The sequence below is a fragment of the Phyllobacterium sp. OV277 genome, from assembly GCF_900104355.1.
GTDB lineage: Bacteria > Pseudomonadota > Alphaproteobacteria > Rhizobiales > Rhizobiaceae > Phyllobacterium.
On record NZ_FNIY01000010.1, the window covers coordinates 1 to 17371 of the forward strand.

Genomic DNA, 17371 nt, shown 5'->3' on the forward strand with positions numbered 1-17371 from the left:
AAATCCGCATCCCATATCTCGTTGCACTCAACAAGAAGGTGACACAGCGACGTTTCTACTTTGCAGAAACAGGACACTTTAACTTTGCGGCTACACACAAAGATCGCATAAGATAGCTTATGGAACTGCGTGTGATGTCAGCGGATGGCAGTAAGTCGCTGCGATGTAACCATCAAACAATTGACATCTGCACGTTCGAGGAGTTGAACTGCGTTGCGCAAGCCGCAATTATCAGTAGCCCCTTGCCGCCACCACACTTTGATCCCACAGACTATATTGCTCGCCCGATGGTCTTCATCGACCCGTCGACAACTGTCCCAGCGAGTGGAAAGCCAGAACAGATAAAATGTCCCAATCAGTTGAACGTTCAAAGCGTCCGTTGATTATTGCCTCGATCGTGCTGGCAACTTTCATGGTCGCCATCGAAGCCACGATCGTTGCCACAGCCATGCCAAGGATTGTCGGGCAGCTTGGTGGCTTCACCTATTACAGCTGGGTTTTCTCGGCGTTCCTATTGGCGCAGTCCACGACAACTGTCGTCTACGGCAAACTGTCGGATATTTTCGGCCGCAAACCAATTCTGATCGGCGGTATTGTCATTTTCCTCATCGGCTCTGCGCTGGCAGGTTTCGCCTGGTCCATGACATCACTGATCGCATTCCGATTGTTGCAGGGTCTTGGCGCGGGAGCGATCCAGCCGGTGACAATGACCATTGTCGGTGATCTCTATAAACTTGAGGAACGGGCCAAGGTCCAAGGCGTGCTTGCCAGTGTCTGGGCCATCTCTGCCGTGACCGGCCCGCTCGCTGGCGGTCTGATTGTCGATCATGTTTCCTGGGCATGGATTTTCTGGATCAACCTGCCTATCGGCCTGTTTACCATTATTGGCTTTACCCTCTTCCTGCATGAGAAAATCGAACCGCGCAAAGCCAGTATCGACTATCTGGGCACGATCCTGTTTACGGTTTCCATTGTCTCGCTTCTGATCATCCTGACCGAAACAGATGCTGATCTGTGGATACTGGCATCCCTCGGTGCCCTGTTCATCGCCACGGGCGTCCTGTTCTTCATGCAGGAACGCCGGGCACCGGAGCCGATCATTTCGATTGCGCTTTGGAGCCGCAGGCTTATTGCGACCAGCAATGTCGCAACGCTTCTGGCCGGCATGGCGCTGATCGGTCTGACGACCATTCTGCCAATTTATGTGCAAGGCGTGCTCGGTCGCTCACCTCTCGTTGCCGGGTTCACACTGACCATGCTGATTGTTGGTTGGCCTCTGGCAGTCATGCTGTCCATCCGCCTTTTCCGTGCATTTGGAATCCGCCCGACCTTACGCGCGGGCAGCTTCATGTTCCCGATAGGCGCGTCCTTTCTTCTCTTTCTGACACCGGAAAGCAGCCCTGTTTATGCGGGCTTCGGCGCATTCCTTATGGGGTTCGGCATGGGTCTGGTCAGCGTGACCAGTGTTGTGCTCGTGCAGGAGAGTGTCGAATGGTCCATGCGCGGCAGTGCTACGGCTTCCATTATTTTTGCCCGTAGTCTCGGCAATACGCTGGGGGCAACCACCCTTGGCGCCATATTGAACATCGGCATCGCTCACTTTGGCAGTGGTGATCTTGCTGACCGGCTGCATCAGATAATCAATCAACCGACGGGCCTTTCAAGCCTGTCGACCGATCCTGCAATCCGCTTTGTGTTCCACTCCGCTCTGCACTGGAGTTTTTGGGGTGTGTTTATCGTCGCATTGCTCACCTGCATAACGACGTGGCTCATCCCGGTGTCGCGTGAAGCCGGAGGCAAACCACCAACGCAGACAGAAATGCAGGAAGCGATGACGTCCTGACGGCACACGGATTGCCCGTTTACTCGGGCAATCCGGCTTTGCGCAACGCATCGAGATAGCGTTCAAGATGTTCGGGCGTTTTCCAGGGAACACCGACGCGCGTTGTCGTAATGCTGGTTTCGGGAGCAACGCTTAACAGGCCATCCAAAGCAGCACGGGTCGCATTGGCATCCCCCATCTCTCCCAGTGCCGCCAGAAGAACCCGGTGGCCGGTCGGGAAATTATAATTCATGTGAAGGGCTTTGCGCGCCCACTCCGCCGCGGCGTCATAATGTCCGTCGGCGAATTCTGCCATCCCGAAAAACGCAAAGGTCCAGTAGTTGGCCGGGTCCCGCGGGCTCAGCCTAATGGCCATTTTCAGGGTTTCCCGCGCGCTCTCAATTTCTCCGGCAAGCGCATAATAACCGCCGCCCCACATCCGCGCGAAAGCCAGATTGGGATTGAGATCGATGGCTGTTTCCAGACAGCGGCGTGCATCGTCGAAACGGCGCATGAAGAGCGCTACTGAACCAAGTATGGTATGGGCCTCGGCATCCCGGTCATCCAGTTCGACGGCCAACCGTGCCATGTCCTGCGCTTCGGCCATGGCTGCCTGCGGGTTGGGGCTCCAGGCATAAAGCACATCGACAATCTTGCACATGGCGTAGACGACCCGCGCCCTTGCCTGGTTCGGATCAATGGCGATTGCCTTCAGCACAAAACCCTTGGCAGCGGCGCTGTCTTCCTTTGTCCAGCGCCAGGCGTGCCAGTTGGCCCGCATCATATAATCCCAGGCATTCAGATTTGCCGGATCTTTACGCCGCGCCCGCTTCATTTCCGCGCCGATGAGTTCCGGTGTAACAACACCCACGATACTTGCCGTGATATCGTCCTGAACCGCAAAGACATCGTCCATCTGCCGGTCGAATTGCTCGGCCCAGATATGATTGCCGGTTGCAGCATCAATCAGCTGCGCGGTGATGCGTACACGAGAGCCACTGCGCCGGACGCTGCCCTCCAGCACATATCGCACACCAAGTTCCCCGGCGACCTGCTTTATGTCAACGGCCCCGCCCCTGTATGTGAACGAAGAATTGCGGGCGATGACAAAGAAGGCCTGATTGCGTGCCAGACCGGTGATAATGTCTTCGGCAATTCCGTCGGCGAAATATTCCTGATCCTTATCCGCGCTCATATCCTGAAACGGCAGCACCGCGATGGCCGGTTTGGCGACATCCTCCACCGCCGGTGTGCTGGAAGCGGCGCGCTTCACACCAGCCATGATCTCAAGCACAACCCGGTAAACGCGGATGCGCTTCTTGATATTCTTGACCTGCCGTTCGCCGAGGTCTTCAAAGGTAAAGGCCACTTTGCCAGCGACCTGCTCGAATACATTGGCAGTGATCGATATTCCGCCCGGTTCGGCCAAAGCTTCCATTCGGGCGGCGATGTTGACGCCATCGCCAAAGATATCGTCACCATCAATGACAATATCGCCTATGTTGATGCCCGCCCGGTATTGAATGCGCTGATCTTTTGTAACACTCACCTCCGCCTCCGCCACCCCGCGCTGAATGAGAACAGCGCTCTCGACTGCATCAACGACACTGCCAAATTCAACCAGCAATCCGTCCCCCGTCGTCTTGACGATACGGCCACTGTGTTCGCGCAAAACGGGATCAATCAATTGCTGGCGATGCAGGCGCAGCCGGGCAATTGTGGCCGCCTCATCCGTCTCCATATGACTGGAATAGCTGACCATATCGATTGCCAGAATAGCAACGAGTTTGCGTGCAACGCGGTCGGTGGCCAACATTATTCCCCGTTTGAATGGCTCTGCACCTGACTTTACGAGTCTATCGGGCTCAAGTCCATTTGAAACCGCTTTCAGTCGTCGGGGCGGCTATTCCTTCGCCTTGGCAAGACGCTTCAGCGCGCCGCGTCCCATAAAGCCCGCAGTGAAATATGTAATGATAAATGCAAGGACGAGACTACCAGCCAGAATAATCGCCACAAAAGTAGTATCAATCCTCCCCAGCCCAACCCCACTGGTCACAGTGTCAAGATTGAGGGAACCGGTCGCGATGTAACTCATAAGCAGCAATGTTGCGACGTTTATAACAATAGTGATGATTGCCGCGCCGAGTGAAAACCGCAATTTTTCGCCTGATGTCATCACCCGGCCTGTTGTTCTTGTGAACAGATCAAAAGCCGGGGCAAGCGCAACCACCAGAGTGATGATACTCATAGAGCTGGGTATGTCGAACTTCAGTACCGTAGTGATCACCTGAACGAAGATGACGCATAATACAAATGCGAATATGAACCGAACAAATATCGGGGCAAGACTGGTCTGAACGGGAGAAGAACTCATTTAGCGTGTCTCACATTTGGAGCGAGATAATCGGATCAGGAGCCAGGATTGGCTTTATTTAACCGCCCTTTGTCAAGCGGGCTGTTTTTGCGGCAGTTTCGCAAGCGGGCGCGAATTGGGTGCGGTCGTTCCGATAGAGACATATCAGAAAATAGTCCTTACCTCCGGCAATCGTTGCAATGATGCGCCTTGTCCTCATTGTTTTCGAAGTACCAAAAACCATTGCCTCGTCAAAGGTCATGTCAACGGCAAGGCGGCCAAACATTTGCGTTGGTTTCTTGGAAACAAAACGGGTCTTTCTGTCGGTCAGATCAGACACATATTGCGCGGCATAGGCCTCCATCGTCTGTTCGGTAACATCTTTGACGGCGCGTATATTCATGGAATACATCTCAATCAGAACGTCGCCATTTTCCGGCGTCGATGCTGTCACACCCATAGGATCGCCGGTTCCATCAGCGAACATGGTGCTTATTCTGAAATTTCCCGGATATTTGTAACTATAGGAGCCATCACGCGCATGAAACTCCTTGAGGTTTTCGGCCGATGCGCCTGAAGCGGCCATCATGATCAGACCGGAACAGCCCAAAGCCCGCAAAAAGGTTAAAACCGGCATAGAATCCCCCCTCAATCTGCGCCTGATATCTATTTCAGCTGTGTTCCGAATTTATGTCAAACCACAATACCGATGTATCAATCAGATCGCCGCAATCGCATCATTTCGTCGAATGCCTGAGTAATCAGGGAAAACCTGTTCCAGCTTGGGATGGCCGCGAACGGCGCCCATCCCATATTCGCTATCGCTCAGGGCGCCATCAGCCCAGAGTTGAATTGAAAGCACCGCCGTCGAGCAGCAGGTTCTGGCCAACGATAAAGCCGGAATATTGGCTGCACAGGAAAGCTGCAGCCGCGCCAAACTCTTCCTTCGTGCCAAAGCGGCCCGTGGGATTGGCGGCATGCGCTTCGGCGCGGGCCTGTTCAACGGAAATGCCCTTGGTTTCCGATGTCTTTTCCAGAAACCCCTTGATCCGGTCGGTTTCGTGCGAACCGGGCAACAGATTGTTGATGATCACGCCATGACGGGCGACCTGCCGCGCGGTTCCAGCAACAAAACCGGTCAGACCGCTGCGCGCCGCATTCGACAGGCCAAGCTGCGCAATGGGCGCTTTCACCGAACCGGAGGTGATATTGACCACGCGCCCCCATTTGCGCTCGATCATGCCGGGAAGGATGGCGTTCATCAGATAGATTGGCGTCAGCATATTGGCATTGACTGCCTTCAGCCATTCTTCCTCATGCCAGTCTGACCAGAGGCCAGCTGGCGGACCACCGGCATTGTTGACGAGAATATCGGGCTGCGGTTCAGCAGCCAGAAGTTCCTTGCGGCCCTCTTCCGTTGTCACATCAGCAGCAACGATCTGAACCTTGACGCCATAGGTCTCGGCAATCTCTTGCGCCGTCTGGCGCAGTACCGCTTCCGTGCGTGCATTGAGTGTAAGGTCAACGCCTGCTTCTGCCAGTTTTTCCGCAACACCGCGCCCGAGGCCCTTTGAGCTCGCACAGATAATTGCCCGCTTGCCTCTGATTCCCAAATCCATTTTGTCCTCACCTGTCCTTCGTTCCGTCAAGCGGCCTGCCGTGCAAGCACGGCAACATTGTCGCAAAGACGGTCTATTTCCTGTCTTGTATTCAGATAGCTGACCGACGCACGCGCAATTTCGTTTAGCCCACGCGCGGTCATATCAAGCGGTGTGTAAGGTATCCCATTTGCCGCAATTGTAATCCGCTTTTCCGCAAGCTTGCTTCTAATAATCTGTGGTGCCATGCCTTCCAAAGTGAAGGACACAAGGCCGGATTTTTCCGTACCAAGGTCCTGAACCGTCACGCCGGGAATGGCGCTGAGCTGATCGCGCAATTGCCCGGAAAGGCTGACAATCCGCTCGCGGATCGCAGATACGCCAAGGCTTCGCGCCTGTTTCAATGCCGCGCCCAATCCGAGAAGCAGCGCAATCGGCTTTTCACTCGTCTCGAAACGCTGGGCATCCATCCGCACATTCGGCCCGTCTTCGCCCCATGATGAGGAGAGCACATCAAGATAGGCCGGTTCCAGCCTATCCTGAAAATCCTTCCTCACGTAGAGAATGGCAGCACCGCGTGGGCCACGCAGATATTTACGACCCGAGCCCTTGAGCATATCGCAGCCAATGGTGGCCACATCCACCGGAAGCTGGCCGAGCGTCTGCGCGGCATCGATGAAATAGGGGATGCCCGCAGCCCGGGTCACCCGTCCAATTGCCGCTGCATCATTAATGAGCCCGCCATTGGCCGGAAGCCACGTCAAGGCGACAAGCCGCACGCGCTCATCGATCATGGCTGCAAGCGCCGTAGCATCAACACTGCCATCTTCATTGGCCGGGATGATCTCGATCCGCGCACCTGCTCTGTTGGCGGCCGCCTGCATGGTCGAAAGATTGCCGCCCCATTCCTGACGTCCGACGAGAATGCGATCTCCTGCTTTCAGCGGCGGTAACGCGGCGAAGGTCAGGCCCCATGCGGCCGAACCGCTACTGGAGAAGGCGATTTCCTGAGGCGTTGCGCCGATGAGACCAGCCGCGTCCGCCCTCGCTTCGTCGATCAGACCTGCGGCGTTGGCAGCGGCTTCCATCGGCCCATAGAGCGATTCACGCTGCAAGTGCTCTGTTACCGCCGCAAGTGTACTGTTCGATGGCAGCGACGAGCCGGAATGGTTGAAATGCGTGCTGATAGCACAACCCGGTGTTTCCGAACGCAGCTGTTCAATGTCGAGTGCTTCCATTACGATCAACCCTCCAGCTCGACAAGTGCATCAATCTCAACCGTAACACCACGTGGTAGGGAACTGACGCCGACAGCCGCGCGGCTGTGGCGGCCTGCATCGCCAAATACGGCCACCATCAAATCCGACGCGCCATTGGCCACTTGCGGATGCTGTGTAAAATCAGGTGTTGCAGCCATAAAAACTCCGAGCCTGACGATACGGCGCGCGGCTGCAATCGTACCATCGGTCGCCGCAGCGATCTGGGACAGCACGTTGATCGCTGCGATTTCTGCTGCTCTGCGCCCTTCTTCTGGAGAAACTGCCGCACCGACAACACCATGGACGGCATTTTCATCATCAATCCGGCTGATCTGGCCCGAGATGCTGAGCAGATTGCCCGCACGGACAACCGATACATAATTTGCAACTGGGGTGGATGCGACCGGCAATTCGTGACCAATGCTTGCTAGTTTCTCTGCTATTGTAACTGACATCATAATCTCCGGCTGAATTTAGACGCATCATCTGCGGTGCGCGCCGGTGGGTCCAATTCAAATCACCGGGATTACCGATCGATCTGGCTAATGTCTTGAAATCTCGATATCGTAACGACCAACCCAATTTTGTTCTCGAAAGCACGAGACCCCCATGCGTTCTTCCACAACCTTGCCGCCATTGCAGACACTCCGGGCCTTTGAAGCTGTCGCCCGGCTGATGAGTTTTCGAAGGGCGGGTGAGGAACTGCTCATCACGCAAAGCGCCGTCAGCCATCACATCCGCCAGCTGGAAGAGTTTCTCGGCCTGCCGCTGTTCGTCCGCAAAGCGCGCAGCATTGCCCTGACCCCGGAAGGCACTGATTATCTTGCCCGCACGACCGATGCCTTTCGTCTTATCGCCACCGCCACATCTGATCTGCGCAGCAAGAGCAATCGCAACGTGGTTCGGATCAGCTTGCTGCCTTCATTTGCCGCAAACTGGCTGGTGTCGCGGCTGCATAAATTTCAGTCCCGACATCCCAATATCGACCTTGAACTCGACCCCACCTTACGCACGGCTGATGTAGCGGGCGGCGAGGTTGATATTGCCATCCGTTATGGCGACGGCAACTGGACCGGGGTCAATTCACGCTTGCTGATGGCTGAGCAGCTCAGCCCGGTTGTCAGTCCTGCACTGCTTCAAACTGGTCCCGCAATTGCGGTGCTGCAGGATTTGTTACAGCACACGCTGCTATTTGCAAAAAAGCCCGTTGACTGGCAGGTGTGGGCTGATGCGGTGGGCCTGGATTTGTCTCAGGCACGCACCATCCAATTGACCGATTACAACATCACCCTGCAGGCGGCACTTGATGGTCAGGGCATTGCCATTGGGCGCATGCTGCTGATCCACGATCACTTGCGGACCGGGCGTCTGGTGCAACCATTTCCCCAGACAATTACTTCTACAAGAACCGCCCATTGGCTGGTGACGCCCAAGGACGGCAAAATCGGACCAGCAACACAAGCCTTCATCGATTGGTTGATCGAGGAAACCAGAACAGCTTCGGTAGAGAGAAATGGAGAACCCGGAAATGCCCTATGAACTCTATTATTGGGACGGAATACAGGGACGCGGCGAGTATGTCAGACTGGCATTGGAAGAGGCTGGCGCTGACTATATCGACATCACCCGCGAAACCGGTAGCGGGCGCGGCACAGCAGCGATGATGAAAATGCTCAAAAGCTCTGGTGGTTTGCATACGCCATTCGCGCCGCCGTTTTTGAAGGACGGGGAGCTGGTTATCTCGCATGTGGCCAATATTCTTTTTTATCTCGGGCCAAAACTCGGGCTGGCACCTGAAGATGAAGGACTGCGTTATGTCACCAATGGCCTGCAACTGACGATCACGGATTTCGTCTGCGAAGTGCACGATACGCATCACCCCATCGCAACCGAGCTTTACTATGAGGATCAAAAGGAAGCGGCAAAGGCACGCGCCACCAGTTTCATTGACCATCGCATCCCGAAATATCTCGGCTATTTTGAGCGTGTCCTGTCCAGCGGAGATCAAAAGCACAGCGTCGGTGACAAACTGAGCTATGTCGATCTTTCGCTGTTTCAGGTGATCGAGGGACTGCGATATGCTTTTCCGCGCGCAACCCAAACGCTTGATCGCGATTACCCCTTACTCGTGGCCTTGCATGATCGGGTTCAGCAGCGACCCAGTATTGCCCGTTATCTCGCGTCGCCTCGGCGTATTCCATTCAACGAAGATGGCATTTTCCGCCACTATCCAGAGCTTGATCAGGACGCGGCTTAGAGCCGACTGAGAACCACGACGTGTTTGCCCGCCGAACAAAGCTGTTTGGCTCTATTGTCATCATGAAACGTTTCATGGTCCAAGGCGATCCGTTTGGCCTCACGCCGTGCGAGTTGCAAGACCGCTGGCGACACATTTTTATCGTGAAAGATGACATCAGCCATTTGCAGCTGACGCATGGCCCGTAGTGTTAAAAGCTCCGGGTCGTCGCTTGCAACAGGAATGACAGTCAACGTTCCGGTTCGCCCGCTGCTGTCGTCGGCGATCTCCCCTGCCCTTGCCGCAAGCCTGATCTCTTCGTCAGGTGCGGGCTCCGCATCAAAAGCGCGATTGACGAAATGCTCCCAGAACTGCCGTCTCTGGCGACCCGGTTGGAGCACATCGGCGATATGACTGCGCAACTGCTTTGCCAGTTGCGCCCATGCGGCAAGTGATACGGGCAGGATCGTTTCAATCCGCCTTCGGATCGCCTGCCCCAAAATCGGTGCTGCGCCATCGGTTGATATGCCAATCACGACGGGCGAGCGATTGACGATGGAGCCGAATTGAAACTGGCAGAATGCGGGCTGGTCGATGACATTGCACGGCACCCCCGATTTTACCGCCGCGTCACGGAACTGATGGGCTTCCTGCTCGGTTGCCGCATCGGCAACAGCTATTGCCGCGCCGCGCAAATCGGTCTTCAACCAAGCACGCGGGTGATGAATGCAGATTCCGGCCGCCACTAGCGCCGACATTTCTTCGCTCATTGCACCGGTGTAGACATGAACATTGGCACCTGCCGCGGCCAGTAATTCGGCTTTCCAGGCAGCCGCAGCCGTACCACCAACGATAACACCGCGCTTGCCCTGAAGGTTGAAAAACACTGGCAGGACGGCCAGTTCCCCAATGCTTCCGGGACTCGGACTATTCTGCGGCCTGGACAAGATTTGCATCAACAATCCCCCTGATCTCGGCGCGGCAGGAGCCGCAATTGGTGCCCGCTTTCAAAGCCTCTCCGATTGCCGCGACGCTGTGGCAGCCACTGCGTGCAGCGCTGGCAATCTCATTCCGCCCGACGGAAAAACACGAACAGACGATGGCGCCTTTGTCGGGCATATCCCTGCCGGGCCGCCCTGCCAGAAGCTGGAAGCGGTTTTGCGCTAAGGCGAAACTTTGTAACAGTTGTTCGCTGGCCCAGCTGCGCGAAACGGCGACGGGTTCGCGCGCTATATAGAGCGCACCGATCAACCCATCATCGGTGAAAACAGCCATACGATGCTGACCATTCTTCTCGTCGTGATAGCGCAACAACGGCATGCCTTCGCCAGCACCGAAAAGCGCCTCGGCGAATGCGGACCAGTCGTCCAAATCCTCAAGGCCAGCCAATTCCAGCCGGTAGCCATTATTGGTTTTGGCAAGCGCCCAATAATCTGCCGCAACGGCCGGAGGTTTGTTGCGCAGGACCGCGAAACCATACCAGCCGGCAGCAAGCGGCTGAACGTCAACCCTTGCCATCTTCAGTGCGGGCTGCCCCGAGACCGGATCGGTGCGTGATGTCACCAATGTATCGACGCGCGCGCTGCTGGCGAACTGGTTGGTCCAATGCATGGGTACAAACACGTTGCCGCGCGCCTGCCGGTCGGTCAGCAGCGCCCGCACGATAATTTCGCCATGATCATTGCGTAGCTTGACAAGGCGCGCATCGGCTATTCCCCTCTCCGCCGCATCAAGCGGATGGATTTCCGCAAAAGGTTCGGCGAAATGGGCTGAAAGCCGTGCGCTCTTTCCCGTGCGTGTCATCGTGTGCCAGTGATCGCGGACACGGCCGCTGTTCAATGTAAAAAGCCCATCCTGGTGAAACGTTTCATCCGGATGAACTGCAATGAACCGCGCCCGGCCATCACCGGTATAGAACCTGCCATCGGCAAAGAAGCGCCCATCAGAGGCTACACTCCCCCGACCCTGCGGCCATTGAAAGGCTGTAAGGCTAGCATACTCCGTCGCTGATATGGCCGCTTGTGCGCCTATATCAAAGTCACGGCTGCCATTATTGTCCGTACCCGAAAGAGCCGCATGCTCGGCAAAGATCTGCGCCGGGTTCTGGTAGGGAAAGCCATTGGCGAACCCCATCCGCTTAGCCACTTCCGTGATGATCCACCAATCCGGCTTTGCCTCACCGGGTAGAGATAAAAACGGTCGCTGCCTGCTGATCCGCCGCTCGGAATTAGTAACTGTGCCGTCCTTTTCGCCCCACCCGGCGGCGGGAAGCAAAACATGCGCAAAGGCTGTTGTATCGGTGTTCGCGTTAATATCGGAGACAACAACAAACGGGCAGCCCTTCAGTGCCTGCGCCACACCATCCGCTTCCGGCATGGAATCAACAGGATTGGTCGCCATGATCCACAGGGCTTTGATCCGGCCATCACCAACAGCCTTGAACAGATCAACTGCCTTTAAGCCCGGCTTCTTTGCTATATCAGGTGAAGCCCAGAAATTCTGTACCAACTGCCGGTGTCCGGCATTCTCGATCTGCATGTGGCTGGCCAGCATATTGGCAAGCCCACCCACTTCCCGTCCGCCCATCGCATTGGGTTGGCCCGTTACGGAAAATGGTCCCATACCCGGACGGCCAATGCGGCCCGTGGCCAGATGGCAATTGATGATGGCATTGACCTTGTCGGTGCCGGATACCGACTGGTTGACGCCTTGGCTATAGACGGTCACGCAACGCTCGGTTTTTGCGAACAGTTCGTAAAAGGCTGACAGAATGTCTTGCGCTATTCCCGTTTGTCTGGAGACAATTTCCAGATTGTATGGACTGGCAATCGCCAATGCCGCGTCAAACCCGGTCGTGTGCCTGTTAATATAGTTTTGATCCAAAGCACCCCGTGCCGCCAGAAACCTGAGCAGACCAATAAAGAGTGCCGTGTCGCCATCGGGACGGATTTGCAGATGCATATCGGCGATATCCGCGGTCATGGTGCGACGCGGATCGATAAGAACAATGCGCATTTCCGGGCGCGCGACCTTGGCCGCTGCAATGCGCTGATAAAGTACCGGATGGCACCAGGCGAGGTTTGAGCCAGTCAGAACGATGAGGTCGGCCAGTTCCAGATCCTCATAGGTCCCCGGAACCGTATCCGAACCAAAGGCCCTGATATGCCCGGCCACCGATGACGACATGCAAAGCCGCGAGTTGGTATCAATATTGGCCGAGCCGATGAAACCTTTCATCAGCTTGTTGGCAACGTAATAATCCTCCGTGAGAAGCTGGCCGGAGACATAGAAGGCAACACTATCAGGGCCATGTTCCCTGATAGCAGCACCAAAGCGATCCGCCACCAGATCAAGTGCGCTGTCCCAGCTGGCGGCTTTCCCATCAATGTGCGGTTCAAGCAACCGGCCATCCAGATGAATCGTTTCATCAAGCGCCGAGCCTTTAGAACAAAGCCGCCCGAAATTGGCCGGATGATCCGGATCACCAGCGATGGCAACGGTGCCATCGGCTTTGGGCGTCGCAAGCACGCCGCAGCCGACGCCGCAATAGGGACAGGTGGTGCGGACTGTACCCGGAGAAAGCGCCTGATGCTCCATGTGGTTTATTCCGCAGCCACGGCAGCAAGTTCAAGCAAGGCCAGAATCCGGTCGCCGTCCCGCTTGACAGCAATTGTCTTCACACTGCCCTCATCAGCTCCAAGGGCTTTGCCCGTCTCCAGCGAGATGACCCAATTGTGCAGCGGGCACGTCACCGCAGCACCGTGCACAATGCCCTGACTGAGCGGTCCGCCCTTGTGCGGACAGTGGTCATCAATGGCAAAAATCTGGTCTTCCATGGTCCGGAAAACCGCGATCTTGCCATCGGGTGTGTTCACACAGCGGGCACCACGGCGCGGAATGTCGTTGATGGTTCCAATCTCAACCCAGTTCATCATTTCACTCCGCTGCCTGTTGATAACTGACACTGGCCATGGGCTGGAACTCGTGCTTGTCGACGCCCGAAACCCGCTCGGACCACGGGTCGACCTGTGCAAACTTTTGGCTGAAAACAAACCGCTCAAAATAGCCCCGGCGTTTGGCATCGTCCTGCATGATCTGGCGGCGGATTTCGTCAAGACCAACCCGTTTGGCCCATTTGTAGATGCGCTCGAGATAGCGGCCCTGTTCGCGGTACATCTGCGTCAGCGCGACGACATGCTCCAGTGCTTCGTCTTCCGTCCTGACCATACCCAGCACCTCCGTGCCCTTGATGTCGAGACCCGCAGCTCCGGCAAAATGGATTTCATAACCGGAATCCACACAGATAATCCCGACATCCTTGCAGGTGGCTTCGGCACAATTGCGCGGACAGCCCGAGACCGCCATCTTGACCTTGGCCGGGGTCCATGATCCCCACATGAACTTTTCAATGCGAATACCGAGCCCCGTCGAATCCTGCGTCCCGAACCGGCACCAGTCGGTTCCGACACAGGTCTTTACCGTGCGCAGACCCTTGGCATAGGCCTGCCCCGAGATAAATCCGGCCTTTCCAAGATCGGCCCAGACAGCGGGAAGGTCCTCCTTTTTGATCCCAAGCATATCGATGCGCTGGCCGCCGGTGACCTTTACCGCCGGTATCTCAAACTTGTCGACCACATCGGCAATCGCCCGCAATTCCCTAGAGTTGGTCACCCCGCCCCACATGCGCGGCACAACAGAATAGGTTCCGTCTTTCTGGATATTGGCATGCACACGCTCGTTGATGAAGCGGGACTGGTAGTCATCGGCATATTCATCCGGCCAGTCGGCAATGAGGTAGTAGTTGAGGGCCGGGCGGCACTTGGCACAGCCACAGGAGGTTTTCCACTCCAGTTCCTGCATGACAGCCGGAATGGATTTGAGCTTCTTCGCCTTGATCAGCCGCCTGACATCATCATGGCCGAGGTCCGTGCAACCGCACATTGGGGTAACGGCAGAGGGATTATAGGAGTCGCCAAGTGTGATCGACAGAAGCTGTTCGACAAGTCCGGTGCAACTTCCGCAGGAGGCCGAAGCCTTGGTATGAGCCCGCACATCATCGAGCGAAGTCAGCCCTTTGCCAGAAATGGCACCGGTGATTTTGCCTTTGCATATGCCGTTGCAACCGCAGATTTCCGCATCATCTGGCAAGGCTGCAACGGCCGCCATAGGGTCCAGCGGGGACCCTCCCTGATAGGACTGGCCGAAGATAAGCGTATCGCGCATTTCAGAAATATCAGTGCGCTTCTTGGTGAGGTCATGAAACCACGCACCATCGGAGGTTTCGCCGTAAAGCACCGTGCCGATGATGCGGTCATCCTTGAGCACAAGCCGTTTGTAGACACCCGCCGCCGCGTCGCGTAGCACAATCTCCTGCCTATCGTCACCCTCACCGAGATCACCAACGGAAAACAGGTTTATGCCTGTGACCTTCAGCTTGGTCGGCGTTTCGCTGTGGACGAACTTTGCATCTGCATCTCCCGCCAGCTGTGCCGACACCACCCGCGCCATTTCATAGAGCGGAGCGACGAGCCCGTAGCACTGACCGCCAACCTCGGCGCACTCTCCTATGGAGAACACATCTGAATCAGAAGTGCGCATGCCGCCGTCGACCACGATGCCGCGATTGGTTTCAAGGCCAACCTCCTTGGCAAGCATCGCGTTGGGCCGGATACCCGCCGCCATGACCACCAGATCGGCTGATAGTATCGTGCCATCGGCGAGCAAAACGCCCTCGACTTTGGTCTGGCCAATGATCTCCTTGGTGCTGGCCTTGGTCATGACGCGGATGCCGCGCTGCTCCACGGCCTGTTCGAGCAGATAGCCTGCTGCCGGATCAAGCTGGCGTTCCATCAGTGTCGGCATGATATGCAGGACCGTGACATCCATGCCGCGCGATTTGAGACCTGCTGCTGCTTCAAGGCCAAGCAGGCCGCCGCCAATCACCACCGCCCTCGCCCGCGACTGGGCGGCAAGAAGCATGGCGTTGACATCATCAAGATCGCGATAGGTCAAAACACCCGGAAGATTATTGCCGGGAACCGGCAGGACGAACGGCACGGAGCCCGTCGCAATCAGCAGCTTGTCATAGGTCTCGGTCGTTCCAGCATCCGATGTTACGGTCTTGGCTGTGAGGTCAATCCCGACAATCTTGTGCCCCTTATAGAGGGTGATGCCATGCTTGATGTACCAGCCATCACCATGGATGATGATTTCCTCAAATGCCTTTTCGCCCGAGAGCACTGGCGAGAGCATGATCCGGTCGTAATTGACGCGCGGCTCGGCGTTGAAAATTGTCACGTCATAGGCGTCTGGCGCCATTTCGAAGAGATGTTCAAGCGCCCTGCCCGGCGCCATGCCATTGCCGATGACAACGAGCTTCTGCTTTTTCGTTGCTGCTTCCATCTTATGCGGCCTCCACAAGGCGGTGACGTTCATAGAGGAACTTCAGCACAGAGGAGCGGCAGCGGATGTAAGTGGCATCCGAGGCCAATTCGATACGGCGGCGCGGACGAACCAGCGGCACATCGAGGATTTCGCCTATCTTGGCTGATGGACCGTTGGTCATCATGACGATGCGGTCGGAAAGCAGCACCGCTTCATCCACATCATGGGTGATCATCAGTACCGTATTGGCGAGTTCCGTATGGATCTGCATCACCTGATCCTGCAGATGCGCGCGGGTCAGGGCGTCAAGGGCACCGAACGGCTCGTCAAGCAGAAGCACTTTTGGCTCCATGGCGAGCGCCCGGGCAATACCCACACGCTGTTTCATGCCGCCAGAAACCTCAGACGGACGCTTATCCTTCGCATGCACCATCTGCACCAGTTCGAGATTGCGCATGGTCCATTCATGCCGCTCCGCCCGGCTTTTGCTCGATGAAAAGACCTTGTCGACGGCGAGCTTGACGTTCTCATAAACAGTCAGCCACGGCAGCAGCGAATGGTTCTGGAACACCACGGCGCGGTCGGGTCCGGGCGTGTCAACAACATTGCCTTCGAGAAACACCACGCCGCGCGTGGCCTTCGTGAGCCCCGCAACAATGTTGAGCAAAGTGGATTTTCCACAGCCGGAGTGACCGATGATTGAGATGAACTCGCCCTTTTCCACATTAAGTGAGACTTGGTTCAAAACTTGCGTGCTGGCACCGCCACGGCTGAACACCATGTCGATCAGTTCCAGAGAGAGATAGGGTTTCGACATAATAGCTTCCTCAAGCGCTGGCGGTGTTGCGGGTGACAGTCTTGGCGATGAAGGCGATGGCGCGGTCGAGCAGGTAGCCGACGATGCCGACATAGATCAGGGCGAGAATGATGTCGCTGATGCGCGACGAGTTCCATGCATCCCAGATGAAGAACCCGATGCCGACGCCGCCGATGAGCATTTCCGCCGCCACAATGGCGAGCCATGACAGGCCGATACCGATGCGCAGGCCGGTGAAAATATAGGGAGCCGCAGCCGGGATCATGATCTTGGTGAAATATTCAAACTGGTTGAGCCGAAGCACCCGCGCAACATTCTGATAATCCTGCGGAATATTGCGGATACCGACGGCGGTGTTGATGATGATCGGCCAGATGGCGGTGATGAAAATCACGAAGATCGCGGACGGGTTGCCATCCTTGAATGCGGCCAATGACAAGGGCAGCCATGCGAGCGGCGGCACTGTGCGCAGAACCTGAAAGATAGGGTCAAGCCCGCGCATCGCCCATTCGCTTTGGCCTACAAGCGTTCCAAGCGCAATGCCCGCAACAGCGGCAAGGCAATAGCCGAGGGCCACGCGCTTCAAACTGGCAAGAATGTGCCAGAACAACCCCTGATCAACGCCCTGCCCGACGTAGAATGGATGAGCGATGAGTTCCCATGTTTCCGATACGACCCTGGTGGGTGGCGGAACGCTTGAGGTCGGCGAAGAGCAGAGGATTTCCCACAGCACCAGCAGAAACACCAGCGTGATCAAAGGTGGCAATAGATGCGCCGCCAGAGAGGAAAGCCATTGCGGAAAACGACGGGAGGAACCCGGTTTTGGTGGGATCGAAAGTGTCATGATCCTGGCCGCCACAGGCTTTTCATTGGACACGGGCTTTTCATTCGAACGGATGGGG

Annotated in this window: 15 protein-coding genes; 3 read left to right on the top strand and 12 right to left on the bottom strand. The window is 56.3% G+C overall.

Annotation, left to right across the window (positions count from 1 at the left end; genetic code table 11):
- Positions 1–346 precede the first annotated feature (346 nt).
- Positions 347–1843: an MDR family MFS transporter gene (locus tag BLU05_RS22000; RefSeq protein WP_091884906.1), complete on the top strand. Its 1497-nt coding sequence runs from the start codon at positions 347–349 to the stop codon at positions 1841–1843.
- A 19-nt stretch (positions 1844–1862) separates the two neighbouring features.
- On the opposite strand, the gene BLU05_RS22005 is transcribed toward BLU05_RS22000, so the two are convergent.
- The 6 genes from BLU05_RS22005 to BLU05_RS22030 form a co-directional block, all read right to left on the bottom strand.
- Positions 1863–3638, bottom strand: coding sequence for an adenylate/guanylate cyclase domain-containing protein (locus BLU05_RS22005; RefSeq protein ID WP_091884910.1), 1776 nt, complete (start codon positions 3636–3638; stop codon positions 1863–1865).
- A gap of 87 nt (positions 3639–3725) precedes the next feature.
- Positions 3726–4196, bottom strand: coding sequence for an ABZJ_00895 family protein (locus BLU05_RS22010; RefSeq protein ID WP_139210505.1), 471 nt, complete (start codon positions 4194–4196; stop codon positions 3726–3728).
- Positions 4197–4254: 58 nt separating this feature from the next.
- Positions 4255–4812: a hypothetical protein gene (locus tag BLU05_RS22015; protein WP_091884916.1), complete on the bottom strand. Its 558-nt coding sequence runs from the start codon at positions 4810–4812 to the stop codon at positions 4255–4257.
- A 199-nt stretch (positions 4813–5011) separates the two neighbouring features.
- Entirely contained in the window at positions 5012–5794 is a 783-nt protein-coding gene (locus BLU05_RS22020) for an SDR family oxidoreductase (RefSeq protein ID WP_091884918.1), read from the bottom strand.
- Positions 5795–5820: 26 nt separating this feature from the next.
- On the bottom strand, positions 5821–7011 hold the full coding sequence (locus BLU05_RS22025; RefSeq protein ID WP_091884920.1) for an aminotransferase class V-fold PLP-dependent enzyme: 1191 nt from the start codon (positions 7009–7011) through the stop codon (positions 5821–5823).
- Positions 7012–7016: 5 nt separating this feature from the next.
- Entirely contained in the window at positions 7017–7487 is a 471-nt protein-coding gene (locus BLU05_RS22030; RefSeq protein ID WP_091884923.1) for a RidA family protein, read from the bottom strand.
- Between the two features lie 154 nt (positions 7488–7641).
- Between BLU05_RS22030 and gcvA the strand changes: the two genes are divergently transcribed.
- Together gcvA and BLU05_RS22040 are read left to right on the top strand one after the other, a co-directional pair.
- Positions 7642–8571, top strand: coding sequence for a transcriptional regulator GcvA (gene gcvA, locus BLU05_RS22035; protein ID WP_091884925.1), 930 nt, complete (start codon positions 7642–7644; stop codon positions 8569–8571).
- Complete coding sequence (locus BLU05_RS22040; RefSeq protein ID WP_091884928.1) at positions 8561–9289, top strand: glutathione S-transferase; 729 nt, start codon at positions 8561–8563, stop codon at positions 9287–9289. The genes gcvA and BLU05_RS22040 overlap by 11 nt, the downstream gene beginning before the upstream one ends.
- Here the strand turns inward: BLU05_RS22040 and BLU05_RS22045 are convergent.
- The 6 genes from BLU05_RS22045 to ntrB are packed head-to-tail and all read right to left on the bottom strand — an operon-like array spanning position 9286 to position 17313.
- Entirely contained in the window at positions 9286–10224 is a 939-nt protein-coding gene (locus BLU05_RS22045) for an NAD(P)-dependent oxidoreductase (RefSeq protein WP_091884930.1), read from the bottom strand. The two genes, BLU05_RS22040 and BLU05_RS22045, sit on opposite strands and share 4 nt — an antisense overlap.
- Entirely contained in the window at positions 10196–12865 is a 2670-nt protein-coding gene (locus BLU05_RS22050; RefSeq protein WP_091884933.1) for a nitrate reductase, read from the bottom strand. The genes BLU05_RS22045 and BLU05_RS22050 overlap by 29 nt, the downstream gene beginning before the upstream one ends.
- A 5-nt stretch (positions 12866–12870) precedes the next feature.
- A complete protein-coding gene (nirD, locus tag BLU05_RS22055) occupies positions 12871–13200 on the bottom strand; it encodes a nitrite reductase small subunit NirD (RefSeq protein WP_091885241.1) in 330 nt (109 codons plus the stop codon).
- Positions 13201–13204: 4 nt separating this feature from the next.
- On the bottom strand, positions 13205–15670 hold the full coding sequence (nirB, locus tag BLU05_RS22060; RefSeq protein WP_091884936.1) for a nitrite reductase large subunit NirB: 2466 nt from the start codon (positions 15668–15670) through the stop codon (positions 13205–13207).
- 1 nt (position 15671) lies between these two features.
- Positions 15672–16469 (bottom strand): ABC transporter ATP-binding protein, encoded by a 798-nt coding sequence (locus BLU05_RS22065; RefSeq protein WP_091884938.1) that lies wholly within the window; start codon positions 16467–16469, stop codon positions 15672–15674.
- 10 nt (positions 16470–16479) lie between these two features.
- Complete coding sequence (gene ntrB, locus BLU05_RS22070) at positions 16480–17313, bottom strand: nitrate ABC transporter permease (RefSeq protein WP_091885244.1); 834 nt, start codon at positions 17311–17313, stop codon at positions 16480–16482.
- Positions 17314–17371: the final 58 nt, after the last annotated feature.